This window comes from Paenibacillus rhizoplanae (assembly GCF_042684125.1).
GTDB lineage: Bacteria > Bacillota > Bacilli > Paenibacillales > Paenibacillaceae > Paenibacillus_AQ > Paenibacillus_AQ rhizoplanae.
Map to the genome: position 1 here is coordinate 26,102 of NZ_JBHUKY010000012.1, position 24,094 is coordinate 50,195.

The 24,094-nt window shown below is 51.1% G+C and carries 18 protein-coding genes and 1 tRNA gene; 7 read left to right on the forward strand and 12 right to left on the reverse strand.

Going from position 1 to position 24,094, the window contains the following annotated elements; translation table 11 throughout:
- Nucleotides 1-64 precede the first annotated feature (64 nt).
- Nucleotides 65-784: a bZIP transcription factor gene (locus ACFSX3_RS04635; RefSeq protein WP_379258430.1), complete on the reverse strand. Its 720-nt coding sequence runs from the start codon at nucleotides 782-784 to the stop codon at nucleotides 65-67.
- A gap of 125 nt (nucleotides 785-909) precedes the next feature.
- Entirely contained in the window at nucleotides 910-1,725 is an 816-nt protein-coding gene (locus ACFSX3_RS04640) for a helix-turn-helix domain-containing protein (protein ID WP_379258432.1), read from the reverse strand.
- 126 nt (nucleotides 1,726-1,851) lie between these two features.
- On the opposite strand from ACFSX3_RS04640, the gene ACFSX3_RS04645 reads away from it, so the two are divergent.
- Entirely contained in the window at nucleotides 1,852-3,138 is a 1,287-nt protein-coding gene (locus tag ACFSX3_RS04645) for a Gfo/Idh/MocA family protein (protein WP_209994059.1), read from the forward strand.
- A gap of 307 nt (nucleotides 3,139-3,445) precedes the next feature.
- Here the strand turns inward: ACFSX3_RS04645 and ACFSX3_RS04650 are convergent.
- Nucleotides 3,446-3,529, reverse strand: a tRNA-Leu gene (locus ACFSX3_RS04650).
- A 254-nt stretch (nucleotides 3,530-3,783) separates the two neighbouring features.
- Here ACFSX3_RS04650 and ACFSX3_RS04655 point away from each other — a divergent pair.
- Nucleotides 3,784-5,577, forward strand: coding sequence for a helix-turn-helix domain-containing protein (locus tag ACFSX3_RS04655; protein ID WP_209994058.1), 1,794 nt, complete (start codon nucleotides 3,784-3,786; stop codon nucleotides 5,575-5,577).
- A 79-nt stretch (nucleotides 5,578-5,656) separates the two neighbouring features.
- Here the strand turns inward: ACFSX3_RS04655 and ACFSX3_RS04660 are convergent, their stop codons facing one another.
- Complete coding sequence (locus tag ACFSX3_RS04660) at nucleotides 5,657-6,562, reverse strand: helix-turn-helix domain-containing protein (RefSeq protein WP_209994057.1); 906 nt, start codon at nucleotides 6,560-6,562, stop codon at nucleotides 5,657-5,659.
- Nucleotides 6,563-6,696: 134 nt separating this feature from the next.
- Nucleotides 6,697-9,714 carry an S-layer homology domain-containing protein gene (locus ACFSX3_RS04665; protein ID WP_209994056.1) on the reverse strand — a complete coding sequence of 1,006 codons (3,018 nt, stop codon included), beginning with the start codon at nucleotides 9,712-9,714 and terminating at the stop codon, nucleotides 6,697-6,699.
- Nucleotides 9,715-10,004: 290 nt separating this feature from the next.
- On the opposite strand from ACFSX3_RS04665, the gene ACFSX3_RS04670 reads away from it, so the two are divergent.
- Complete coding sequence (locus ACFSX3_RS04670; protein WP_209994055.1) at nucleotides 10,005-10,397, forward strand: hypothetical protein; 393 nt, start codon at nucleotides 10,005-10,007, stop codon at nucleotides 10,395-10,397.
- A 101-nt stretch (nucleotides 10,398-10,498) separates the two neighbouring features.
- Here ACFSX3_RS04670 and ACFSX3_RS04675 read toward each other — a convergent pair whose 3' ends face one another.
- From ACFSX3_RS04675 to ACFSX3_RS04685, 3 genes are all read right to left on the reverse strand, one after another.
- Nucleotides 10,499-11,785 (reverse strand): LysM peptidoglycan-binding domain-containing protein, encoded by a 1,287-nt coding sequence (locus tag ACFSX3_RS04675; protein WP_209994054.1) that lies wholly within the window; start codon nucleotides 11,783-11,785, stop codon nucleotides 10,499-10,501.
- A gap of 190 nt (nucleotides 11,786-11,975) precedes the next feature.
- Nucleotides 11,976-14,762, reverse strand: a complete 2,787-nt coding sequence (locus ACFSX3_RS04680) for a glycoside hydrolase family 3 C-terminal domain-containing protein (protein ID WP_209994053.1) — start codon at nucleotides 14,760-14,762, stop codon at nucleotides 11,976-11,978.
- Between the two features lie 311 nt (nucleotides 14,763-15,073).
- Nucleotides 15,074-15,265 (reverse strand): hypothetical protein, encoded by a 192-nt coding sequence (locus tag ACFSX3_RS04685; protein WP_036726332.1) that lies wholly within the window; start codon nucleotides 15,263-15,265, stop codon nucleotides 15,074-15,076.
- Between the two features lie 194 nt (nucleotides 15,266-15,459).
- Between ACFSX3_RS04685 and ACFSX3_RS04690 the strand changes: the two genes are divergently transcribed.
- The 4 genes from ACFSX3_RS04690 to tnpB all read left to right on the forward strand — a co-directional run bounded on the left by ACFSX3_RS04690 (nucleotide 15,460) and on the right by tnpB (nucleotide 19,231).
- Nucleotides 15,460-16,773, forward strand: a complete 1,314-nt coding sequence (locus ACFSX3_RS04690; protein WP_379312670.1) for a putative DNA modification/repair radical SAM protein — start codon at nucleotides 15,460-15,462, stop codon at nucleotides 16,771-16,773.
- Nucleotides 16,773-17,648, forward strand: a complete 876-nt coding sequence (locus tag ACFSX3_RS04695) for a TIGR03915 family putative DNA repair protein (protein WP_209994051.1) — start codon at nucleotides 16,773-16,775, stop codon at nucleotides 17,646-17,648. The genes ACFSX3_RS04690 and ACFSX3_RS04695 overlap by 1 nt, the downstream gene beginning before the upstream one ends.
- A 101-nt stretch (nucleotides 17,649-17,749) precedes the next feature.
- Entirely contained in the window at nucleotides 17,750-18,151 is a 402-nt protein-coding gene (tnpA, locus tag ACFSX3_RS04700; RefSeq protein WP_209994050.1) for an IS200/IS605 family transposase, read from the forward strand.
- Between the two features lie 6 nt (nucleotides 18,152-18,157).
- Nucleotides 18,158-19,231 carry an IS200/IS605 family element RNA-guided endonuclease TnpB gene (gene tnpB, locus ACFSX3_RS04705; protein ID WP_209994049.1) on the forward strand — a complete coding sequence of 358 codons (1,074 nt, stop codon included), beginning with the start codon at nucleotides 18,158-18,160 and terminating at the stop codon, nucleotides 19,229-19,231.
- A gap of 101 nt (nucleotides 19,232-19,332) precedes the next feature.
- Here the strand turns inward: tnpB and ACFSX3_RS04710 are convergent, their stop codons facing one another.
- The 4 genes from ACFSX3_RS04710 to ACFSX3_RS04725 all read right to left on the reverse strand — a co-directional run bounded on the left by ACFSX3_RS04710 (nucleotide 19,333) and on the right by ACFSX3_RS04725 (nucleotide 24,024).
- On the reverse strand, nucleotides 19,333-20,037 hold the full coding sequence (locus tag ACFSX3_RS04710) for a hypothetical protein (RefSeq protein ID WP_379312661.1): 705 nt from the start codon (nucleotides 20,035-20,037) through the stop codon (nucleotides 19,333-19,335).
- Between the two features lie 19 nt (nucleotides 20,038-20,056).
- Complete coding sequence (locus ACFSX3_RS04715) at nucleotides 20,057-20,467, reverse strand: hypothetical protein (protein ID WP_209994047.1); 411 nt, start codon at nucleotides 20,465-20,467, stop codon at nucleotides 20,057-20,059.
- A 188-nt stretch (nucleotides 20,468-20,655) separates the two neighbouring features.
- A complete protein-coding gene (locus ACFSX3_RS04720; protein ID WP_379312664.1) occupies nucleotides 20,656-23,040 on the reverse strand; it encodes a phosphoketolase family protein in 2,385 nt (794 codons plus the stop codon).
- A 261-nt stretch (nucleotides 23,041-23,301) separates the two neighbouring features.
- Entirely contained in the window at nucleotides 23,302-24,024 is a 723-nt protein-coding gene (locus ACFSX3_RS04725) for a GntR family transcriptional regulator (protein ID WP_209994046.1), read from the reverse strand.
- Nucleotides 24,025-24,094: the final 70 nt, after the last annotated feature.

The following is a 24,094-nucleotide window of genomic DNA, read 5'->3' on the forward strand; positions in this document are numbered from 1 at the left end:
CCTTAACACCAACAAAGAGCCTGCGCCAACCACAGTTCATTCTGCGGCCGCACAGGCTCTTCTCTTATTTCGCAATGGTATAACGGTAGGTTTCGCCCCCGATGCTGAAGTCGGCATATAGCGGCTTGCCGCTGGACTTCACTTCATCAGGCACCTCGGCCAGGAACACCAGCGTGCCGTTCTTCAGCGGTTCGATCTCTGACAGACTGGTATAGGTGAAGTCTTCCCCGCCCTTCTCTTCCATGGTATCAAAGGTACTATACTTGTATTTGTTGTCGTAGGTAACCTCCACATCCGCTACATCCTCTGCATCCATAGCCTCACCTGCCAGGTTCTTCACCTTCAAGGTGATCGCCAGATAGATTGTCCCTGGTTCCTTGGCTTCATAGTAGGTGTAGAAGGACCCCGGATTGGAAGGACTAATCTTTTTGCCAAAAGAAGTCTTAGTTACGGTATACTCACCCGTCCCCTCAATAACCAGCGGCGTGCCTTTTACCATCAGCTTGTGGTCATCCCCGGATTCAGGCGCTGCGGGGCTGTCTTCGGTAGTAAGAAGTTCAGCTGTACCGCCCTCCTCTTCCGCTGTCACAGGCTTTACCAGGCTCTCCTTTAACATCTCATTCTGTTCCTTTAGGAATTTGTTCTCCTTTTGCAGCTCACTAATCTCTGTCTTCAGCTTGTCCAGGTCTTCTGGTGCGGGACCCGCCTTATCCGAGGAACACCCGGTTACGGATACGGCAAGCATGGCAGCAGCAAGCCAGAGGCCCCCTGATTTCATCTTCATAACACACCCCAATATTTGTATTTTAATCTTCCCTATTATAGGGCAAATCCTGAGTAAAAGATTGAAAAATATGTAACATATCCACCATTATTGTCGAATAAAACAGCGAATGGGAGCCGTAATCGTCATCCCCTGTGCTGCTTGCGGTACTGGAGAGGGGAACGCCTTGTAATGGCCTTGAACACCCGCCCGAAATGCGCAATGCTCTCAAATCCCGTCTCCGCCGCCACCCGGGTGATCGGCCACTTCGTCTGTGTGAGCAGCGCCTTCGCCTCACGGATGCGGACATAGTTAAGGTATTCGATGATGGTGAAGCCTGTCGTCTGCTTGAAAATCCGGCACAGATATGTTGCGCTTATGAAGAACTGCTCGGCAACTCCCCCAAGACTCAGCCGCTCGCTGTAATGGTTGTCCAGATATTCGATAATGCTGTACACCCGGCGCTGCCCCTCGCTCTGCTCCGGGGAGACCAGGGCGGGCTTCGCCCTCCTTATCCGCTCCAGCGTAATCAGCAGTTGCAGCAGCAGCATCCTTGTATATTCAGTGCTCCAGCGCAGCCCCATCTTCTGTTCCTCCTGCATCGCCTGGAGCAGATCTGTAATGACTCCTTGTTCATGCGCCGTGGGCCGCAGCAGGAAGCTCTCGCCTTCGAACACATTCATCCAATCTGCCCCGGGTGCCACCGGCTCCAGATAGGCATCATTGAAGCTGATCAGTACCCGCTCATGTGGCAGATGGCTTCCACCAGTTGTGCGGTGAAGGTGATTTTTGTTAATAAACACGAGGTCTCCGGCCTCCAGCGCGTACATTCCATTGCGGATATAATAGTGCCGCTGCCCGGACAGCAGATAATATATTTCGTAGAAATCATGGAAATGGTCGGTGTCCATATTGAAATGCCCGATGCGCCTCAGCTGCTCAATCTGAAAGATAGGTTCCACCTTCACCAAGCCCCCTGCCAGGATAAGATATACACACTTTTGAGCAAAATAGACTAAATACCGTTCACTTTCTGCATTTTCTATACTATAAAATAGAATCAAATCCAAGTAAATGGAGTGATCCCCTTGTCCAAAAAGAAATATGCACTTGTCGGCACTGGCGGCCGGGCTGAATTTTTCTATGGCGCTATTGTTACCGCTTACAAGGAAACCTCCGAGCTGGTGGCCTTCTGCGATGTCAATCAGACACGGATGAATTTCGCCAATCATATGCTTACGGGCAAATACGATTATCATGAGGTTCCTACGTATAAGGCTGAAGACTTCGACCGGATGATCACCGAGACCCGGCCCGACTTCGTGCTGGTGACTACGATTGACCGGACGCATCACAAGTACATCATCCGCGCGATGGAGCTGGGCTGTGATGTCATTTCCGAGAAGCCGATGACGATTGACGAGGAGAAATGCCGGGAGATCTTCGATGCGATTGAGCGTACCGGCCGGAATCTGCGGGTAACCTTCAACTACCGCTATGCGCCGCATAACACGAAGATCCGTGAGGTCATTATGGACGGCGTGCTGGGCGAAATTCTGTCCGTGAACTTCGAGTGGCTGCTGAATACCCAGCATGGAGCGGACTATTTCCGCAGATGGCACCGCGACAAGCGGAACAGCGGCGGCCTGCTGGTGCATAAATCGACGCATCACTTCGACCTGATGAACTTCTGGCTGGGGTCGCAGCCGGACACGGTCTTCGCCATGGGCGATCTGCGCTTCTACGGGAGAGAGAATGCCGAGAAACGGGGCATCACCGAGTTCTACCAGCGTGCCTACGGCAGCAAGGCTGCCGAGAACGACCCGTTCGCGCTACACCTGGACCGTAATGAACACCTGAAGAGCATGTACCTGGATGCCGAGCACGAGGACGGGTACCAGCGCGACCAGAGTGTGTTCGGGGACAATATCAGCATCGAGGACACTATGAATGTCATGGTCAAATACAAGAATAAGACCGTCATGAACTATTCGCTTAACGCATATATGCCGTGGGAGGGCTTCATCATCGTGTTCAACGGTACACAAGGCCGGATGGAGGTGCGGATTACCGAGCAGTCCTACGTCAATTCCGGCGGCAAAAAAGAGAACGAAGGCGCGCTGGAAGGCGTCAGCATCATGATCTATCCGCACTTCAAGGAGCCTTACCGCGTAGAGTTCGAGAGCAGCAGCGGTGGACACGGCGGCGGTGATCCGGTGCTGCTGAGCGATATTTTTGACAAAAAGCAGGAAGACCGCTTTAACCGCGCAGCTTCGCACAAGGACGGCGCGATGTCCATCATGACGGGTATAGCCGCTAACCGCTCCATGAAGACCGGCCAGCCGGTGCGGATCGCTGACATCTGGCGGGGGTAGGTAGAGTAGGTAGGCGCCCAGTGTACCAGCAAAAATGTGATGAGCCATGCATGTTAATGCAGCAGCCCCCTTTTGCCGCGGGATTGTGGTGAAAGGGGGCTGTTAAGTACACATTCACCCTAACGGGTGAATAGTGTTCTACTTCGCGGCTGCACACGGCCATTGTGTTCGGTTTTTCGCATACACTGGTCCGCTCACCGTCACGCCAGCACATTGTATTCGGTTTTTCGCCTATATTCTTTTCTCAGCAAAAAAAAGACCCTTCATTTAAGAAGGGCCTTAGCTTGCATTGCGGTTAAAACCATTATGCGGTCAAGAGGACTCGAACCTCCACGATATTGCTACCACTGGCACCTGAAGCCAGCGCGTCTGCCAATTCCGCCATGACCGCAAAGAAAACAATCAATGCAATGCAAGAAGTAATATATCATGAATTCTTCAGAAGAACAAGTCTTTTTTTATTTATCATGGTTAAGGAGGGACATAGCTGCATTGGGAAGGGGTTAGCTGGCGCTTCACAGCTTGCCTCAACTAACGGTTGATTTATTAATACCGCGCGCCCTACTCCAGTATATGGGTTATTTCGAGAGTGGAGATTATAATTGACTTACGACGTCGGAATCCATTATAGGAGTTGTACTGCACATGATCGTTAGCGAAAAAGTTGGTAAACGGATTGCTACCCTCCGCAAAACGAAAGGCTTGTCCCAGGAACAATTAGCGGAACTGCTCCATGTCAGCGCCCAGGCGGTATCCAAATGGGAGACCGGCAAGTCTCTGCCGGAGACAGCCACCCTTCCCCTGCTGTCCGCCGCATTGAATCACTCGATTGACAGCATTCTCCTGCCCCAGGAGCTTGTAGTGCTCTCTGCAATCTATACGGACGGACAGCAGGAGCTGGATGTTACCCAGCTTGTGAACCAGTTCGTAGCCTCAGACCGCTTAAGCTTAATCCCCGGGGAGCACCTTTTCCCCCACTCATGGACCGACAGCCGCCTGAAGCTGCTGCTTGTTACCTATGAGACCCCTGACGGCATGTATTCGACCTTTGTGCTGAAGGACCAGCTGCTTACAATAGACATCCATTCGAACGGGTATGTCTCAACCAGTGATGAGCTGCAGATTATTGCTGCCCATTATGGGAATGAACAGGCATACCGCAGCGTTGCGGACAAAATGAAGCATTACGAGCATTTCCGCTGGACTCAGTTCACCGCCACACATGAGCTGTTTCCCAGTCTGATCGGCAACGATGGTCAAGACTACCTGCTGCTGGTCTACCTGAATACTGAAGGCATTCATGCCGTAAGCTGCGCGGAAGGCGAACAGATTCATTACAGCGGGGAACGCAGTCATCTCTATCAGACCCGCTCCTCCCGGGATCAGTGCATTATTGAAGGGATTCCGCGGCTGGGCTTCGGACGGGGTCAGGATTGCTCCTGGGCAGGGGCCATGACGCTCGCCCTTACCGCCAGAGGCGTAGTGACCACCTACGAGCAGGTGATGGGCTATTCGGGAGCCTGCTGGAGAGTGGCTTTTGAACCGGCATGGGACTACAGCGCTGCGGATGCCCTTGTCGTCTATGATTACTCCATCCCCGCCTGCAAGGCTTATGGACTAAGTGCCCGCCGGGCCAATCGGTTGGAGCCGCAGCAGCGCACAGCCGAGAAGCTGGCGATTCTGGAGGATATCCGCCAAGGCAGACTGCCCCTTGCCATTAACCTCAGGGTAGCGCCGGAATGGGGAGTCATTACAGGATATCTGGCGGAGGGGGATGTGCTGCTGTGCCGCAGTTATTTTGACGATGAGACCTTCAGTGAGCTTGAAGCTGATGCTGAATTCCAGGCTCATATGAGGATAAGCCAAGGGTATCTCCATGTGGATCAATGGCCTTACCGGTTGATTCGCCTAGGCGATCAGTCAGAGGCCCCGTCTGCGCTTGAGAATCTGTATGCATCGCTCCGTGTTAAGCTGGAATCTATGCAGGCTGAGACCCTGTCCAACAGCAGCTCTTATGCATCAGGCTTCAAGGCGCTGGAGCTATGGAGAGAGGGACTGCTGGATCACCCTTGGTATGCCGCAGCAGACGAGGAAGCCTTCAGCCGCAGGTTATCCGTCAATCATTTCTGCATGATGGCCCTAGCAGATGCCCGCCGCTGCGCCGCCGCCTACTTACATGACTCTCTGCCGCTGGTGCATGACCCGCAACAACATGCTGCCTTGGCGGAGATGACGGAACTCTACGGGGAAATGGCTACCCTGCTGGATAAATACTATAAGGAGATGCCCGACCCGGCCATACTCCGAACAACCGGCGCTGCCCCGAGAGCCAGCTGGACGACCCGGCAGCGTGAGCAGCAGGCAGAGCTGCTGGCGATGGTTGCCACAATGGAGCATCGGGGAGACACTCTCGCACAAACGGTGCTGAGCCTCGCCTAAGGGAGCGTTGTTGTATAACATGCAGCAGCTTAAGCAGAAGCGCCGAACGCTTTTGCTTAAGCCAGCCTGCTATCTGAAGTTAGTCTAATTTACGGACCGGCCGCAGCACCGCATACCCGTAACCCTCTGGAAAATGCCGCTGATAATCCTGCTTCTCCTCTTCATCCCACACATAGCCCATAACCGCAGGATCATAATTCCAAGCCACTTCCTCAACGATACGCATCACCTGCCCATTATCCTGCAAGTAATCAAAGGGCGGATGAAAAAAGACCAGATACTCCGATTCCGGGATATCCCAACACTCCATGCCTTGGGGAACCGCCCCGTCGTAGTCAGCCGCGACAAGGATACCATACAGATAGCCTTTGCGCCCCTCCTGATAGAACCAGCCTGCCGTCTGGCCCAGTTGCCCCTGGAGCGTATGGTGCGACATACTCTCAAGGGTTCCAGAGACCTCATCACAGTCATGCCCATTCTCCCAGAATCCTCCGTAATTGTTAGAGCCGATATCGCGGATGCCAATAAACTTATGCGCCGGTATGAACTCAAGCTTGATCTCTGCTTCCTGCAAATGCACCTGTCTCATTCTATCCCGCTCCTTGATCAGATAATGATAAGGAGAGAACACCTCAGCACGAATGGCCAGCGGAATCGGCTGTGGAGCCTTCCGGTAAGCATGGGGAGTGAGCTTGAAGGCTCTGAGAAAGGCCCGCGTGAACGCCTCCTGGGAAGAAAAGCCGAACTTCACGGCAATATCCAGAATGCGCACATCCGTGTCCCTAAGCTCCAGTGCCGCCCGGCCAATTCGGCGCTGCCAGACATAATCCCGCAGCGTCATCCCGGTCAGCACATGAAATTGCCGGGTGCAGTAATACGGCGAATACCCTAAATGCTTCGACATCTCCAGCAGCGTAGGCGAAGCCGCAAGATCCTCCTCCACCCAGTCAATCATGCGCTGCACCATCTCATTCCATTCGTACATTGTTGTTCTCCTCCTTCCATTGCTGATTTTAGCAGAGGCCTAGAGTGTACATATGACTTGAGTTGCAGTGTGTTAACGGCCGATCAAAAAGGACACCCGCAGGTGTCCTTTAGATTTTTACTATGTGCGCTTCATTATTCGGCCTCTTTGGTTCGGTCTATCACTGTGAAGAAGAAAGGTTCACTCTCTTTCATTAGTAGGCCAGCAACCGTCGCTTGATATTGTGTATTGGGAGTAAGTCTACTATACCAGTAGGAGGCTTGTTCACCGAACATAAAAAACTCTCCAATTATATTACCATCCTTGGTCTTAAGAAAGAAATGCGATTCGCCGGATAGACCAGGAACATAAACATCTAGCTTAGTCCTGTCACCATAGACCACACCAACCACCGTAGGTGTGGGAGTAACTGGTTTACTGGCTACTACGACCTCAACAGGCTTACTAGGGAGTTTCTCGTATCCCTTGGCGGTTACATATAGAGTTTCTCCGGCAACAAGTTGCGAATTAAGATACATCCAAAAATTTTTAGAGGATGGGCCGAAATTCTTTGACAGCCCCAAAATAGTTCCGTCTGCACGTCTGACAATGATGTCCGAGTCTCCATCAGATGTGCCATAGATTTCCCTATCATATTCATAAACAACTTTCGTAACGACCGGTTGCGCTGTTACAGCCGTAGGTGCTAGAACAGTAATGTAGGCAGGCTCGCTCTTTCTTTTATCTCTCGCCTGGGCATAGACCTTCAGCTTCTCACCAGCATGGAAAAGCGGGGAATTAGAATTACCAAGATAGATATCAAACATGCTACCATAGCTACTAGCTATCCCAATTATTGTTCCATCTTCCCTGGTTAATGTAATATCAGCAGAAGATTCTTCTGTGGTGCCTCTGATCCTATTGGTATCGTCATACACCACGCTGGTCACTACCGGCGCCTTAGTCTGCGGTCGTTCGAATACCTTCACCTCAAACCGCTGGCTTGTCCAACCGCGATCTGTGTATAAGGTCACAAATAATTTATCATTAGCCTTCAGATGCAGATCCGGATTATAGTTATATAGATCAATGTCAAAGAACGTATCGTATTTACTGGTAAGGGTGTAAAGTTGCTCCCCGTTCTCCAGCTCGATCTTAACACTGAAAGGCATACCCAAACCTTTGACACTGCCGCTAATATAAGGCAAATCTGTATAAGTAATTGGCTTAACCTCAGCTTCAGGCAGCTTCTGTATAACTGTGAGGTCCGGCAGAACCAGATTTTTGCCTGCTAACACTGTGAATTCCTCTGTAAAGTATGTGTACGGCGAGATAGGGATAAGTACAACATAAGTCCCCGGCATCACATTGTCAAAAGCGAACTCTCCGCCTTTTCCAACGATAGCCGTATAAGTCGCCCGAGTATCCTTAACTCCTCTTAGATAGATATGAAGGTTGTAGGCAGGAAGAGGCTTATTCTCAGTGTAAGGCTGAGCAAACAGACGCCCAGTCACAGTCACATTAGCCTTAGGCACAGTAATCGCTTCAGATAGTACAGGGCTTCCACCCTTATATGACAAGGAGTATACCGCCAATTGCTCAGCCTCGCTAATTGCTATTGAAGGGATTGTAAGTTGTACTGTTGCTTTATTATCAAGCAGCGTAACCAGAGTAACCTCTACCTTATGAAACTCGCCATGATTGACCTGTTCGAGAACTGCGAAATCAGCAGCATCTGGTATGCTGTCCAGGTTCCGGTTGAATACGACTTCAACCATACCATTGGCCGCGGTAATTCCGGTTACAGCCATCGCCGGTACAGGAGTAGACCCGTTCCCACCGCCGGTACCCGGATCAGGAGAACCGCCGCCAGTTACAGGTGCAGCAGGTTGTTGTTCTTTTGGCAGCTTAGGGTCCGGGACGCCTTCCGACAATACAACGCCTTTGACTTGGCCTTCGCCGGAAATCTTCAGCTTACTCTTCATTTCCAGCTGATCAATAACAACATTCTTGCTGAAATTCAGAGTAGGAATCACCAGATTCTCTTGGATGAGCAAATTAGCTACGCTGCCTGAGCGAACATTGAACTCTTTGAGGCTACCGCCTACAGAAACCTTCTTAAAGTCTCCGGCAAGCACCACTGTGCGCTCTGATGAAGATGTCTGAGCATCAGGAAGCACGGTTACATTCACAAAACCATCGCCGGTAAGATCCTTCTCTTCAATAACCGCGCTGGATAGAATCTGTACGTCCTGCACAACGCTTGTACCCTCGGCTACAACTCTCACCGCATGATTCAGCCTATTCACTGATACTGTGTTTAGTTTGCTGTTCCGGATATGAATACTGTTGCTGCCTCCGCCTTCAATACGTGTTACGCCGTCTACTTGAACTTGTTCAAGGTAGGCGTTCCCATCTGCCACCTCTTTAGCAATGACGAGGTCACCCCGGATGTGCATATTGCGGAGCGTGACATTGGAACCTGTAATTCTCACATTATGCTGTACTGTGCTTACTGCCGCATCTCCAAATGTACCTGTCTGATCATAGACCACTGTACTCAGAGCCAGCGCCTTCTTAATTACCACTACAGTCTCGGCACGGGTCATCTTGCGCTGCGGTTGGAAGGTACCATCTGAATTCTTGCTCATGATCCCCTGATCCAAAAGATACCCTACGGCGGCTTTGCTCCAGGCAGGGATAAGATTCGCGTCCTGTGCAGAGCCTGAGGTCGTTGCCCCTTTACTGTCAAAGCCTAATATTCTGGATATGATAACTGCAGTTTCCTGTCTTGTGATTGGCTGGTCAGGACGGAAGGTATAGTCGCTGAATCCGCTGATATATCCTTGAGCGGTAGCTTTCTGCACTTCTATGTACGCAAAATTCACTGGCTTCAGATCCTTGAAGCTGATAGCCTTCGTATCCGAATACTTAAACGCTCTGTTCACGAGTGTTACGAACTCACCTCTGGATACTTCAGCCCCCGGCCGGAAGGTATGATCGGGATAGCCGGTAATGAGTCCTTGATCCAGCCACTGCTGAATATCGGACTCCGCCCAGTGTCCTTTGATGTCTGCCATTTGCCCGGCATCGGCGTAACTCCGTGTAAAGGGTAGAAGAACAAACAATAAGACGATGAAGCAAGTATTTCTTAATGAACGATGGATAGCCAAGAGATTAGGTCACTCCCCAATAGAATTAGCACCGGGACTAAAGTCATGCTTTTTCACTCCAAACCCAGTACTTCAGGGTAATTCAACATGCATATTCATTTCCCTTTTTTTCACTGTAAAATATTTCACGACAATTAAATAGAATTCACAATTTGTATATTTTCAGACCATCTGCCCCCAAAGACAGCCCCGGGTTGTTCAAATATATTCAGCAGAACTCCATACCCGCACAAGCCGCCCCCCAGGTTCTGAGTAAAATAAAGTAAATAGAACAGTGAGGTGAATGACGAATGGCAAATTCAACAAAGCTCCGCAAGCGGGCACAGCAGCTGAAAGGCCAGCCGGTCTGCATCACTTTGCATAATGGGCGTTCCTACGTAGGGTGGATTACAGACCTGAACCAGGAGGCAGTGATTCTGTCCAGACCCAGCACGCGTAAGGGGCCACCCTCGAAACGGAAAACCTCTTCAGCTGCGCGCAGAGCAGAGGTATCCGGCTTCATGCCTCTACTCGGCTCGCTGATGGGCGGGGGAGGCGGGGCGGCCGGTCTCGGCGGGGGTCTCGGACGGTTCATGGGCATGTTCGGAATGGTGCAGAAGGCTATGCCGGTGATGAAGATGGGCTACAACATGATCAAGTCGATCCGGCCTTTTCTGGGCGGGCTCAAGGGCTTAATGGGCTAACACTTATATTTTCAAAAAAACGGATGTGCCGCCATTTCGCATGGGCACATCCGTTTTGGTGTGGAGCTTCTTACGCCGCCGTTGGCAGCACGGTCTCCGGTCTATTTTTTGACCACCTTGAAGTTATCCTCCAGCAGCAGCCAATTCTGCGGAAAAGGCAGGCCCAGCTTCCAGTAGCTGATGCCCCGCAGCCCTAACTCCTTGATCAGATCGAACTTGGCCTGAATCGAGCGGGCATCCTCAAACCATACCTTATGCTGCCGCCCCTCGTCATCGGTGTAATTGAAATGCGGCGCCTGGGCTTTATAGTCATACAGAATTGCTGTATTCCTGTTCCTTGCCAGATCAATGGCTGCCTGCGGACTGAGCGCTTTGGCATATTGCCCGCCCGCTACAAAAGGTAACGTCCAATCATAACCGTACAGATTCTGGCCCATCATGATTTTACCGGCGGGCATCTCGCTTGCTGCATAGGTCAACACCTGACGGACAGGCCCGATGGGAGAGACAGGCATCGCCGGCCCCCCGCTGTAGCCCCATTCATACGTCATAATAATGACGAAGTCAGCCACCTCGCCGTGGACCTTATAGTCATGCGCCGTATACCAGGCCCCAACCTGTGACGCACTTGTCTTGGGGGCAAGGGCGGTGGACAGCAGGAAGCCCTCCTTGTGAATGACCTCTGCCGCTTTCCGCAGAAAAGCATTGTACGCTTCACGGTCCTCCGGCCGGAGAAACTCCAGATCAAAGTGGATATCCCGGAAGTTCAGCCGCTTCGCTTCCGCAATGATGTTCTCAAGCAGCCGGTCCTGAACCTCCTGATCGTTCAAAATGATGCGCCCGAGCTCCGAGCTGAATTGGGCATCCTCCAGATTCGTCACAACCATCATCAGCGTCACCTGATGCTCTGCGGCAATGGAGGCGAGACCGTCCAGGGGCGGCGGCACCAGTGTTCCATCCCGCTTGATCCGGAAGCTGAACGGTGCGAGATACGTCAGCTCAGGAGCAGCCTCACGTGCAGCATTCTGCAGCGGCTGGGAGACACTCTCCCCTCGGGGCTCCACATAAGCGTTCACTTCCGCCTGCCGCCTCGGTCCAGGGGGAAGGTACAGACGGAGCCCGACCTGCAGCGGCTGATTCAGTGTCAGCCCGTTCACCTCCGCCAGCTCGCTTGCCTTCAAGCCGAACCGCTTGGCGATGCTGTAGTAGCTGTCGCCCGGCTGCACCCAATAATACTGTCCGGCAATCGGGATTACCAGCGCCTGCCCTGCCACCAGGCTTCCCGGCGCAGAGAGCTGATTCGCCTCAGTTATCGTATCAGTGCTTACTCCGTAGGCCTGTGAAATGCCATACAGCGTCTGGCCCGGCTGCACTACATGTATTTGCATACGTTCCTGCCATCCCTTCATAGTAGCCGTTTTATCTCTATTTTATTCGGCGGCCGTGCGGGTATGCGGAATCAGGCGGATATCAGGATAACCCCTTAGCATGTAAATTCTTGTATTTGCAAAAAAAGACACCCCGGAGGGTGCCATGATGCTGTTGCTATGAATGGTTGAGATACTATGGCTGCTGATGCTATACCCGCTTGAATTCAATCCATTCAATCTGCAGGCCAGGCTTGACGAAGTCCAGCTTCAGCTCATACCGTCCGGCTTCCAGCTCAACCTTGACCAGCTTCTGTCTGATCCACCGGCCTTCCGTCCCGTTCGTCTGAATGGTGGTTACCGCTTGTCCATTCAGAGTCAGGTTGCAGGCGCTCTGCGCAAGCTCAGGCTCAGGGGACATGATGCTGACAATAATGCGGTATTGACCCGCTTCATCTGCCTGAATGTAAGTCGGGCCGGACACCGCTGGAGTTACCTGTGCGTTCTCGCTCAGAACCTGTACATGCTCAGCCGCGATAGCCAGATCAGCCTTGAACGTATCGACCGCTTCAATAATCTCATGCTTTCTGGAGAATACAGGTGCCTTCATAATAAACTCACAGATGTTGATTGCCGAACGTTGAAGCTCCCCGCGGGTAAGCGTACCGTTCTCCAGTGATGCGATCGTATTGTCATCGTAAGCGTTCACTTCAGCCCCGTAATTGCTGACGACCATGTACAGATCGTTCTGGGCACGGACCATCCAGTTCATATTCTTACGGTCTGCCGGCCCTCCGTTCACCACATCGTTCATGATGGCCCACCAGTCGGTCATGACGATCCCCTGGAAGCCCCATTCGCCGCGAAGCAGCGTGGTGTTGAGGTCATAGTTGGAGGCCGCCCAATGCCCGTTCACCGGGTTGTAGGAGGTCATGATCGAATTGGCTCCGCCCTGCTTGACTGCGATTTCGAAGCCCTTCAGGTAGATCTCACGCAGCGCGCGTTCCGATACGACAGCATCAACTTTACTGCGGTGCTTCTCCTGATTGTTGCAGGCAAAATGCTTCAGCGTCGCATTAGAGCCGCCCTTCATAATTCCGCGCGTGCAGGCGGCAGCGAAGATTCCTGAGATCAGCGGATCTTCGGAGAAATATTCGAAGTTACGCCCGTTCAGCGGGCTGCGCCGGATATTCAGCCCCGGTCCCAGCAGCGCATCCACCTGGTTGCGCAATAATTCCTGGCCTTCCATGAGATACAGTTCTTCCACCAGCTCCGCATTCCATGTAGCGGCCAGCAGGGTTCCAATTGATACCTGTGTTGCCTTAGCTCCACTATCCATACGGATGCCGGAAGGGCCGTCCGCTGTAGCTGCAACCGGAATGCCGTAGCTGAACAGACTGTCGCTCACGCCCCCGAACGCCGATGCCGTACCCGGAGTGACCAGAGGGCTGCTCATTCCTTCGCCCCGGACAATCGCCGCCAAATCCTGGTCGCTTAGCTGGGCAATGAAGGTGCTCATGCTAACTTTTCCGTCATGGACATCTCTCAGGGTATATCCCTGATTGCCAGTCTGCGGAAGCTGCTGCGGCAGATTGCGTTCAATCCGCTCCGCCAGATCTACCTTGCGCGTTGGCACCTCGGAGGAGACAAGCTCATACGAACCGTCTGCCTTGCGGGCACCCGGCTTCATCCGCATGAAGCTCTCGGTAGGCGCCATAGCCTCTTGCAGCTGTTCCACGACCTTAAGCTCATCCAACACATAGCCTTCTTGTCCATCCAGAAGCACTGCTGATACCGCTTTGACACTAGTTCCTGCATAGAAGCGGTAGGTTCCGGCTTCCAGCACATAAGCGGAAGCATGCCCGGTCACTCCGGCGTCATCATAGGAAGCCACGGAATGGAGCGGGAAGCTCACGATAAGGCGCTGAGACTCACCAGGCTCCAGCAGCTTGGTCTTAGCAAAGGCTGCAAGCACTTTAGCCGGTTGACCCAGCTGTCCCTGCGGCGCTTCAACATACACCTGCACCACTTCTTTTCCCGCATAAGCTGCTCCCGTATTCGTTACGGTTACACCAATTTCAATCTGTGGCTCGCCCGCCAGGTTCACCAGCTTCGCTTCCTCCGGCTCCAGCTTGAAGGTCGTGTAGGAGATCCCATAACCGAATTCATACTGAACCTTGTCGGGGCAGAAGGTCTCGAAATAACGGTAGCCCACATAGATATCTTCCTCGTACAGGTTCTTGAACTCATTGCCGTAGTTACGGGTCGACGGGTAATCCTCAATGGAATATGCGATGGTGTCCGTCAGCTTGCCGCTAGGTGTCACTTCTCCGGCCAGAACATCGGCAATCGCGTGGCCGCCTTCCATGCCTCCATGCCAGGAATAGATCACAGCAGAGATAGGATTCACATAAGCGGCATCATTCACCCAGCTCATATCTATAATGTTAGACACGTTGAGCACCACAATCGTCTGTTCAAAATGAGCCGCAACCGAGACAAGCATCGCCTTCTCATCTTCCGTCAGCCGGTAGCTGCCTGCGGTATCGGCATTATCCTGATCCTCGCCCGCTGTACGTCCAATAACCACAACCGCTTTGGCTGACTGGCTTCGTGCTTGCTTCACCAGCTCGTCCGTAAGCGGCATTTCCTTCTGGTTCCACGGCTCCGCAGCCCATACCTTGCCGCCGTCATCGAACGGGTTAAGCCCGATCCAGGCCTCGTAGGCTGCAGCCAGCTCTTCATTCACGCTAATGTTCTTCTTGCTGCGCAGTCCATCCAGCAGATTCGTCGTATATGCAACGTGAACGCTACCGCCCGATCCTGTACCGCTGCGGTAGTAATTCACCTGTATTCTGCCAAAAACAGCAACGCTCTCACCGTTACCCAGCGGGAGCACCTGTCCCTCATTCTTCAGCAGTACCGCACCTTCTGCGGCTACCGTCCGGCTAAATTCTGCAAAACCCTCTAACGGCACTCCAATGTTCTGTGTACTCAATTGGTTTCCTCCTGTATGTTCATTTCCCATGCTGTGGGTTGATTCTATAAATAACGCCCTCCCCGCAGGGAATTTACGTTACCTTGAATCTGTATGGTCCTTCATATAGCATATCCTTCTAAGGATATAAGCTCCAGCCATATTATTCAAGCACCGCTTGCCGGATTGCCGGGATGCGCATCTTTCTGCATAAATTTTTTTAGTGGAAAAGACAATACTAAAATAAAAAGACACCTGTGCGGGCGTCTTTCAAGCCTGTTCCTATGCAATCCGCTCCGCCTGAAGAGATACGGCCGGATCTTCTATTTATTTTATCTGCGGCGGCGGCCCTTCATCATGCGGTTGTACATAATAAGAGCAGCAACGATCATACCCAGCATGGCTACACTGCCTGCCGATTCCTGCGACATGCCGAACATAAGGCAAATACTTGTCACTAACTGTCTTGTCAGCAGCGCAACCGCAATCAGCATGATGGGCCGCCATATGTTATATCCTCTCACTTCAGCAACACTCCTAACCCGGATTTCAATAACCGTATGATTCATCATTCCATGAACCATCAGTTTCTATTATAGCACAAGAAGGAATGCGCATACATTTTGCAGGCGGCCAGGGAGGTGGTTTACGCTTTTGACAAGAACGTATGTTCGGTATATAATGCACTCATATGAGGGGGATTGAGACCGTGGATGTAATGGAGAAACTAGAGATTCTGACCGCTTCAGCCAAATACGATGTGGCCTGCACTTCAAGCGGTTCTGACCGCAAGGGCCAGGCCGGGGCGCTCGGCAACACCTCCGCGATGGGCATCTGTCACAGCTTCGCGGCGGACGGGCGCTGTATCTCACTGCTGAAGGTGCTTATGACCAACGGCTGTGTATATGATTGTGCCTATTGCATCAACCGCAAATCTAACCCCATTCGCCGGGCAGCCTTCACCCCCGAAGAGATCGCAGATATCACCATGCAATTCTACCGCCGTAATTATATAGAAGGACTGTTCCTAAGCTCGGGCATTATGCGCAGTCCGGACTATACTACAGAGCAGCTGATCTCAGCGCTTGAGCTGCTGCGCAATGTCTATCATTTTAACGGTTATATTCATGTAAAAGCCATCCCTGGAGCAGACGAAGCCCTGCTGTCCAGACTGGGTCTGCTCGCCGACCGCATGAGCGTCAACATCGAGCTGCCCTCGCAGGAGAGTCTCGGACGCCTCGCCCCCGATAAGAGCAAGGTGTCCATCCTGAAGCCGATGGGGCTGATCACGAACCGGATCAAAGAGAACCGCTCCGATATCGTCCGGTATAATCACGCACCCCGCTTCGCTCCGGCTGGACAGAGCACCCAGATGATCGTGGGGGCAACGCCAGATACCGATTACCAGATCCTTAATCTGACGGAAGGCTTATACCGCAAATACGCACTCAAGCGTGTATTTTTCTCGGCCTATACCCCTGTAGTAGAGGATTCCCTCCTGCCCGCTCTAGACACCAAGCCGCCTCTGCTGCGGGAACACCGACTCTATCAAGCCGATTGGCTCCTGCGCTTCTACGGCTTCAAGGCGAATGAATTATTGGATGAGGCCGTGCCGAACTTCAACCCACTGCTGGACCCCAAATGCAGCTGGGCCGTTAACCACCGGGAGCAATTCCCCGTTGAGATCAATCGCGCCCCGTACGAAATGCTCCTGCGTGTACCCGGCATCGGCGTAAGAAGTGCACAACGGATCGTGAAGGCCAGACGGGCCGGATCGCTCGATTTCCATGCGCTGAAGAAGCTGGGAGTGGTCCTCAAGCGTGCCCAGTTCTTCATCACCTGCAAAGACAAACCGCTGGAAGGGCTGAAGGTAAGCGAGCACACCCTGCTTCGCTCACTCATGTCAGGGCAGGAACTGGCACCTAATCAGCCGCCGCAAGTTGAGCAGTTAACGCTATTCGACGACTTCAACCTGTCGGCCCTTCCGGCAGCAGGCGGTTGGGACCTGCTCAAGAAGGGGGCGAAGGCCTGATGTTCAAGCCGTCCGCACTGGCGTACACCTATGACGGAAGCTTCGAGGGTCTGCTGTGCTGTGTATTTGAGAGCTATGCCTGGAAGGAGATTCCACTGGCGATTCATGCTGAGGGCGGGGAAATAGGTCTGCTGCTGGAAGCCAAATGGATTGAGACTGACAAGGAGAAGGCAGCGCGGGTGCTGAAGTCCCTGCCGCTGCGGATCAGCCGCGAAGCCGAGGAGCTGGTGCGTCTGGGCTTCTGGAGCTGCGCCCCCGATAAGGAGATGCTGCTGCTGAACTTCCTGTATCTCGGCTTCCGGCATGGCCGCAAGGTCATGAATTTGCTGGCCGATGACACCGTTAATAGTCTGATGAAGGCCGTTCAGCAGCTCCGGCATGAAGCGCATCTGTATACGGGCTTCGTCCGCTTCTCCGTATACGGCCCGGTCATGGCCGCAGTGATTGAGCCGCAGGGCTATGTGCTTCCTGTGATTCAGGAGCACTTCTGCGACCGGTTCCAGGGGGAGAGCTTCATGATCTATGATCAGACGCACGGGGCTGCGCTGATTCATGAGCCCGGGCGGGAGGCCATCGTACCGTTAAGCGGGTGGACCCCGCCCGAGCCCGATGAGACGGAGGAAGCGTACCGCCGCTTATGGACCGGCTTCTATAATGCCATCGGCATCAAGGAGCGCCGCAACGACCGGCTGCGTTCCTCCTTAATGCCGAAGCGCTACTGGAAGCATATGGTGGAGATGAACGGGAGGGGCGGTGTGCCTGCACTCGCCGCAGGGCAGCGGAAGAAGGCATTGCAGCCGGAGGATTCAAGGACAGCCGGTTCCCTCCCCGCTGCTTTTAACCCCCAGTTGACAGAATTCTCCCATCTTCTTTAAGTGGGGGATGAATGGAAACGGTTTATTCTACATGGATTCTAACCGCCTAAGATGCTATAATTAAAGTATTCAGTCGTATCTTGGAAAGGTCAGTGAAATTAATGAAATTAGACTCGAATAACCATTCAGTGTTCTCCCTTCACTTTCACCTTATTCTAGTCATCAAGTATCGTAGGAAAGTCATTACAGATCCAATATCCGAACGTCTGAAAGAGATATTTGCATACATTCAGCCTACTTACAATGTGACTTTGCAGGAATGGAATCATGACAGGGATCACGTTCATATCCTAATGAAAACTCATCCTAATACCGACATTTCTAAATTTCTCAACGCTTATAAGAGTGCATCATCTAGGCTGATCAAGAAGGAGTTTCCTACCCTCCGAGAATCACTTTGGAAAGAGGCTTTTTGGTCACGCTCCTATTGCTTGCTTACAACGGGTGGAGCGCCAATAGACGTCATTCAAAAGTACATTGAAAACCAAGGTGTGAAAGGGTGATCGCCATTGCTGAAAGCCTACAAATACCGTATCTATCCAAGCCATGGGCAACAACACTACTTCGCTAAAGTGTTCGGATGCGTTCGCTTCATCTACAACAGAATGCTTGCAGATAAAATTGAACATTACAAGCAAACGGAAACGATGCTGAGGAATACACCTGCACAATACAAAAAGGAATTCGACTGGCTGAAAGAAGTCGATAGCCTTGCCTTAGCGAATACACAACTGAATTTAGACAAGGCTTATAAGAATTTTTATCGGGATAAGAAAACGGGATTTCCTAAATTCAAGAGCAAGAAGACGAATAATCATAGCTTCACAACGAATAACCAAAATGGAACAGTGGCTATAGAGGATGGATATCTCAAGATTCCAAAGCTAAAAACTGGCATCAAAATCAAGCTGCACCGCTCATTCGTGGGACTGATCAAATCATGCACGATTTCAAAAACACCAACGGGAAAGTATTATGCTTCTGTATTGGTTGAAACGGCTATCGTCCAGTTGCCCAAAATGCATACGAAGATTGGCGTTGATCTTGGGCTGAAAGACTTTGCGATGACTTCAAATGGCGAGATCATATCCAATCCTAAATACTTGCGTACGTCTGAAAAGCGATTAGCGAAGCTGCAAAAGGATGTATCGCGGAGGAAGAGGGGAAGCCATAACCGTCATAAGGCTAGGCTGAAAGCTGCCAAGCTACATGAAAAAATAGCGAATCAGCGTAAAGACTTCTTACATAAAACGTCTGCCAAAATGATAAACGAAAACCAAGTCATCGTGATGGAAGACTTACGTGTAAAGAATATGATGCAGAATCACAAACTTGCAAAAGCGATTAGCGAGGTATCTTGGAGTAAGTTCCGTTCGATGCTTGAATATAAGGCTCAATGGTATGGCAGAGAACTTATTATTGCCCCTAAGCACTATGCAAGCAGTCAGCTTTGCTCCTGTTGCGGTTATAAGAACGCAGAGGTGAAGAATCTCGCCTTGCGAGAGTGGACTTGTCCAGAATGTAACGTGCATCATGATCGCGATGTAAACGCTGCTCAAAACCTACTGAAACTAGCAATGTGATATTGCAATGATTGGGCTAGGGACTAGCCTTTGAGCTTGGGTAAACTTGGAGCAGTAGCTTCATTGACCAAGAAGCCGCCACCTCTTAGGTGGAGGGTAGTTCACACAAATAAATACTCATACTTAACTATCTGTGATCTAAGGATTTTGGATACTCTTCCTAGTTGTTTATCATTTTGCTCTATAAATTGTAAGACAGAGGAACGGTTGATCTGAAGAGTTGTATCAAGCGCACGCGCCTGTTTAGAGAAATCTTTGCTAAATGGCTTAGCTTTAACAGTTCGTATAGCAACATCAACCGGCATGGTGAGCGGATAATCCTTGGTGTCTGATAATAGACTTAATCCATGATCAAATAAAGGACACAGCCGGTATCCCGAATCCCCATGAATGAAAGCAATATTGTTCAAGTGACGATCCTCGTTTAACAGCAGGGCATCGAGCGGGAGCATAATCGAGAAGTACTCCAAAGTATCCAGATGTATTGCGTTGCGAATAAATTCAACTATAAACAGTACAGCATCGTGAGTGCTCCGGTCACGGGTAATCTCTTCAAAGCGAATCCCATAGCTTTCAAGGACACGCTGTAAAGTAATAAGACTTTCTCCGGGCATGAGGAAGTCTTCCGAATAACATCCCGGATAATCAGTAGTATCCTCTTCTCTCAAAATGCATTGACTATAAGGAACTATTAACTGGGGATCAATATTGGAACACTTAATAATTTCGTACGAAGCCCATTCCGCTAAGCCCTCGTAGCCAAACTTATTGGCCTTTGCCCATACGTTTCCCATTTTCCATTTCATTTGATCGCCCTTACTGCTACTAATAAAGGTCCGACGAGATTCCTTGTTCACTTGCATAACGGGGATGGACATCCGTACAATTCAGCTCCTCACCAGCGAATCTAATCCAGACATAATCATCATATAGAACGCCATGTGTCTTTTTCACGATATCGGTAGGAACATATTCCTGCAGTCCCATGGATTGTAGGATTTTATCAATATGGTGCCGGGTGCGCGGTACACAGCGGGATTCGAAATAGTCGAGCACATCGCTCACAAGTACCTTTGATTTTCCTGGAAAAGGCAAGAATACCGGCTCCACCGTATCATCTTGCCATACTTCCACAGTCTGGTTCATATAGTGGAGTTTAACCTTAGCAATGACACGGTCATGCTCCAGCACCTCGAACTGGAGAGGAGGGGCTATGAACTTGTTAATATCCATCATCGTCAGCCTCCTGAACACTTCAATAAAGTGATAGTCTTTCTTTTCACAAGTATAAACTAAAAACTGCGGGAAATCCTTCATTCGCCAAAGGTTCCAATCATTCTACAACAAAAGGAGCGCCCCGTAGCCATTACCTGACCCCGGAGCACTCCTTGATTGAAACCTACTATATCACTATTATCTAAAGCCTAGTTCAAAGCCTTCCATACCCAGTTCTCAACCTCTGGAAGATCGATGCCTTCTTCGCGGATGTATGCGTGATGCTTCTGCACGATGGCGTCCATCTCGTCAGCGATAGCCTGGTATTTGCTTGCTTCCGGCAGGCTCAGCACAGCTTCCTTTGTAAGGTCGAAGCGGTCCATCTGGTTGAGTACGCGCATATCGAACGGTGTAGTGATATCGCCATTCTCGCGGTAGCCGTGCACATGCAGGTTGTGGTTGTGGCGGTCGAAGAACAGGTCTTTGATCAGGCCTTCATACCCGTGGAAGGCGAAGATGACCGGTTTATCTTTTGTGAAAAATTGATCAAACTCCTCGTCAGACAAGCCGCGCGGATCGAGCTTCTGGCTTCTCAGCTTCAGCAGATCTACCACGTTGATGTAACGGATCTTCAGCTCAGGCAGCTTCTCATGCAGGATCGAGATGGCAGCCAAGGCTTCCATTGTAGGTTCAGTACCCGAAGAAGCGATAACGAGATCCGGCTCTCCACCTTTGTCGGTGCTGGCCCAGTCAATGATCTTGAGGCCTTTAGTTACCAGTTCTTGAGCTTCATCAGCCGAGAACCACTGCGGACGCGGATGCTTGGAGGATACGATCAGGTTGATCTTCTGGCGGTCATTCAGGATCGTGTCGAAGACAGCAAGCAAGCTATTCGCATCGGATGGCAGATACTCACGGATGAATTCAGGCTTCTTGTCAGCCAGATGGCCGAGCAGACCCGGATCTTGGTGGGTATAGCCGTTATGGTCCTGTTGGAACACGGTAGATGTAGCAATCACATTCAGGGAAGGAATATCTTCTCTCCAGCTCTGATCTGTCGCCTTGCGCAGCCATTTAAAGTGCTGGGTGATCATCGAATCGACCACGCGCAGGAACGCTTCATAGCTGGCGAAGAATCCGTGGCGGCCAGTCAGAACATAACCTTCCAGAATCCCTTCTGCCTGATGCTCCGATAACTGGGAGTCAATGACACGGCCGTATGGAGCGAGGAATTCATCCTGCGGTTCCTGAATGGCATCCATCCATTGGCGCTTGGTCACTTCGAATACTGGTCCCAGTCGGTTAGACATGGTCTCATCCGGTCCGAAGATTCGGAAGTTGCGGTTCTCTTCGTTGAGGGTTACAACCTCTTTCAGGTATTTGCCCAGTACGGCCATATCCTGCGCAATCACTTGACCCGGAACAGAATTATCCAGGGCGTAGTTACGGAAATCCGGCTTGTGCAGGTCTTTAATCAGCTTGCCGGCATTGGTTACCGGGTTCATTCCCATACGTCTGTCGCCGGTTGGCAGAATTTCAGCAAGATCTGCGTTCAGGCGGCCGTTCTCATCGAACAGTTCTTCAGGTCTGTAGCTGTTCAGCCATTCAAGCAATGCCGGAGCATGCTTCATGTTCTTCTGATCTACCGGAATCGGCACCTGATGCGCGCGGAAGGAGCCTTCGTTCGGCACGCCATCCCAGGATTTCGGACCAGTCCAGCCTTTAGGGGAGCGGAAGACCAGCATCGGCCATACAGGGCGTGTAGTATCGTTATTCTCGCGGGCATTCTTCTGAATTGCGGCAATTCTCTCTACAATAGTGTCCAGCACCTTCGCCATTTCCGGGTGCATCAGATCCGGGTCCTCACCTTCCACGAAGAATGCTTCCCAACCGTTTCCGGCGAAATAAGCGGTCAATTCTTCTCTGCTCATCCGGGACAGGATGGTCGGGTTGCTGATTTTGAAGCCGTTCAAGTGCAGAATCGGCAATACGGCACCATCTGTAATCGGGTTGATGAACCGGTTGGACAGCCAGGAAGCGGCCAGAGGACCGGTCTCTGCTTCGCCGTCACCCACAACGACTGCGGAGATCAGGTCAGGGTTATCGAGAATCGAACCCACGCTGTGCGACAGGGAGTAACCCAGCTCGCCGCCTTCATGAATGGATCCAGGTGTTTCAGGAGCAGCATGGGAGGCAACACCGCCAGGGAAGGAGAACTGCTTGAACAGCTTTTTCAGTCCAGGGATGTCCTGGGTGATCTGCGGATAGATCTCAGTGTAGCTTCCGTCCAGATAAGAGTTCGAGACCATCACCTGACCGCCATGTCCCGGTCCTTCGATGTAGAACATGTTGAGATCATATTTTGTGATTACACGGTTCAGGTGCGCATAGATAAAGTTCTGCCCAGGGATGGTACCCCAGTGTCCGATCGGCTTCACTTTGACGTCTGCATCCTTAAGCGGTTCTCTTAACAACGGATTATCCTTCAAATAAAGCTGACCTACGGAGATGTAGTTCGTTGCGCGCCAGTAAGCGTCAAGCTTTGCCAGATACGTTTTGGAGGAATAATCCACCTGTTCGATTGTTAATCCCATGTCTTCCACTCCCTAATCTTTTTCTTTGTAAATTGAATGTATCACTTCTACAGTTACATCATACATCGGCATTTCAGAAATTCAATCTTTTTAGGAATTAATACGGTCCAATATTGTGAAATTTTGAACATAGTATGAAATTCTCTGCAAATCACGTACAAAAAGATGTTTAATTTTATAATTTTGGTTTAATATGTCATCTGAAAAGTTGCCAAAAAAGACCGGGACTCCTCCCGGCCTGCTATACCTCAGTTATGTCCGTTAATGCACAGATACGAACGTGTTAAACTTCAGATACTCGTAATGGAAGCGCATATGCGAGAATTCAAACGGCGTGCCATTATCCAGGAAGAAGATCCCCTCCATAATTCCCACGGGTTCATTCTCCTTAAGGTGCAGCAGCTCCTGATCTTCAGGCAGCGAAGGCTCGGCAAAAATAGACAAAAAGGATTTGGTCACCGCCAGATTGCGCGACTCCTCCAGATAATGAAAAATCGACCCTTCGATAATCGTCTGGTCGAGATTTTGCACAATTTTGATCGGAATATATCCCGTCTCAATCATGAAGGGCGCACCTTCAAACAGGCGCAGACGCACGATCTTATACACGAAATCATGGGGCATCAGGAACAAATCCCGCTGAAGCTCCTCCGTGGGCCGGATGACCTCGAAGCTCAGTACCTTGATCTCCGGCTTCTTGCCGTGCATCTGGAAGTTATCCGACACCCCCAGGTTAGAGCCCTCATAATTGAAGATCGAATCGTTCTTTATGTATAACGGATTGATGAAGGTGCCGGAGCCGCGTTTCTTGAAAATAATGCCCGAGCTCTCCATCTTCATCAGCGCACGCTTAATGGTACTGCGGCTAACCTGATACGCCTCGCTGAGACTGCGCTCATCCGGCAGCTTCATATCGGCGTACTGCCCGGCAAAGATCTTCGTTTTGAGGTCAGCAATAATCTGCTTGTAGACAAATTGGGTCATGGGGTGCTCCTTCGTCGGGTCTTTGCAGAACCAGTTCATTCAAGATTAAATATATCATAATTTAGATAGG

Coding starts and splice junctions, on each gene's coding strand:
- ACFSX3_RS04660 (WP_209994057.1), bottom strand. CDS start 6,562: ATGTACGAATGGAATGAGATGGTGCAGCGCATGATTGACTGGGTGGAG.
- ACFSX3_RS04725 (WP_209994046.1), bottom strand. CDS start 24,024: ATGACCCAATTTGTCTACAAGCAGATTATTGCTGACCTCAAAACGAAG.
- ACFSX3_RS04655 (WP_209994058.1), top strand. CDS start 3,784: ATGATCGTTAGCGAAAAAGTTGGTAAACGGATTGCTACCCTCCGCAAA.
- ACFSX3_RS04690 (WP_379312670.1), top strand. CDS start 15,460: ATGGAGAAACTAGAGATTCTGACCGCTTCAGCCAAATACGATGTGGCC.
- ACFSX3_RS04635 (WP_379258430.1), bottom strand. CDS start 784: ATGAAGATGAAATCAGGGGGCCTCTGGCTTGCTGCTGCCATGCTTGCC.
- ACFSX3_RS04675 (WP_209994054.1), bottom strand. CDS start 11,785: ATGCAAATACATGTAGTGCAGCCGGGCCAGACGCTGTATGGCATTTCA.
- ACFSX3_RS04695 (WP_209994051.1), top strand. CDS start 16,773: ATGTTCAAGCCGTCCGCACTGGCGTACACCTATGACGGAAGCTTCGAG.
- ACFSX3_RS04720 (WP_379312664.1), bottom strand. CDS start 23,040: ATGGGATTAACAATCGAACAGGTGGATTATTCCTCCAAAACGTATCTG.
- tnpA (WP_209994050.1), top strand. CDS start 17,750: ATGAAATTAGACTCGAATAACCATTCAGTGTTCTCCCTTCACTTTCAC.
- ACFSX3_RS04710 (WP_379312661.1), bottom strand. CDS start 20,037: ATGAAATGGAAAATGGGAAACGTATGGGCAAAGGCCAATAAGTTTGGC.
- ACFSX3_RS04670 (WP_209994055.1), top strand. CDS start 10,005: ATGGCAAATTCAACAAAGCTCCGCAAGCGGGCACAGCAGCTGAAAGGC.
- ACFSX3_RS04715 (WP_209994047.1), bottom strand. CDS start 20,467: ATGATGGATATTAACAAGTTCATAGCCCCTCCTCTCCAGTTCGAGGTG.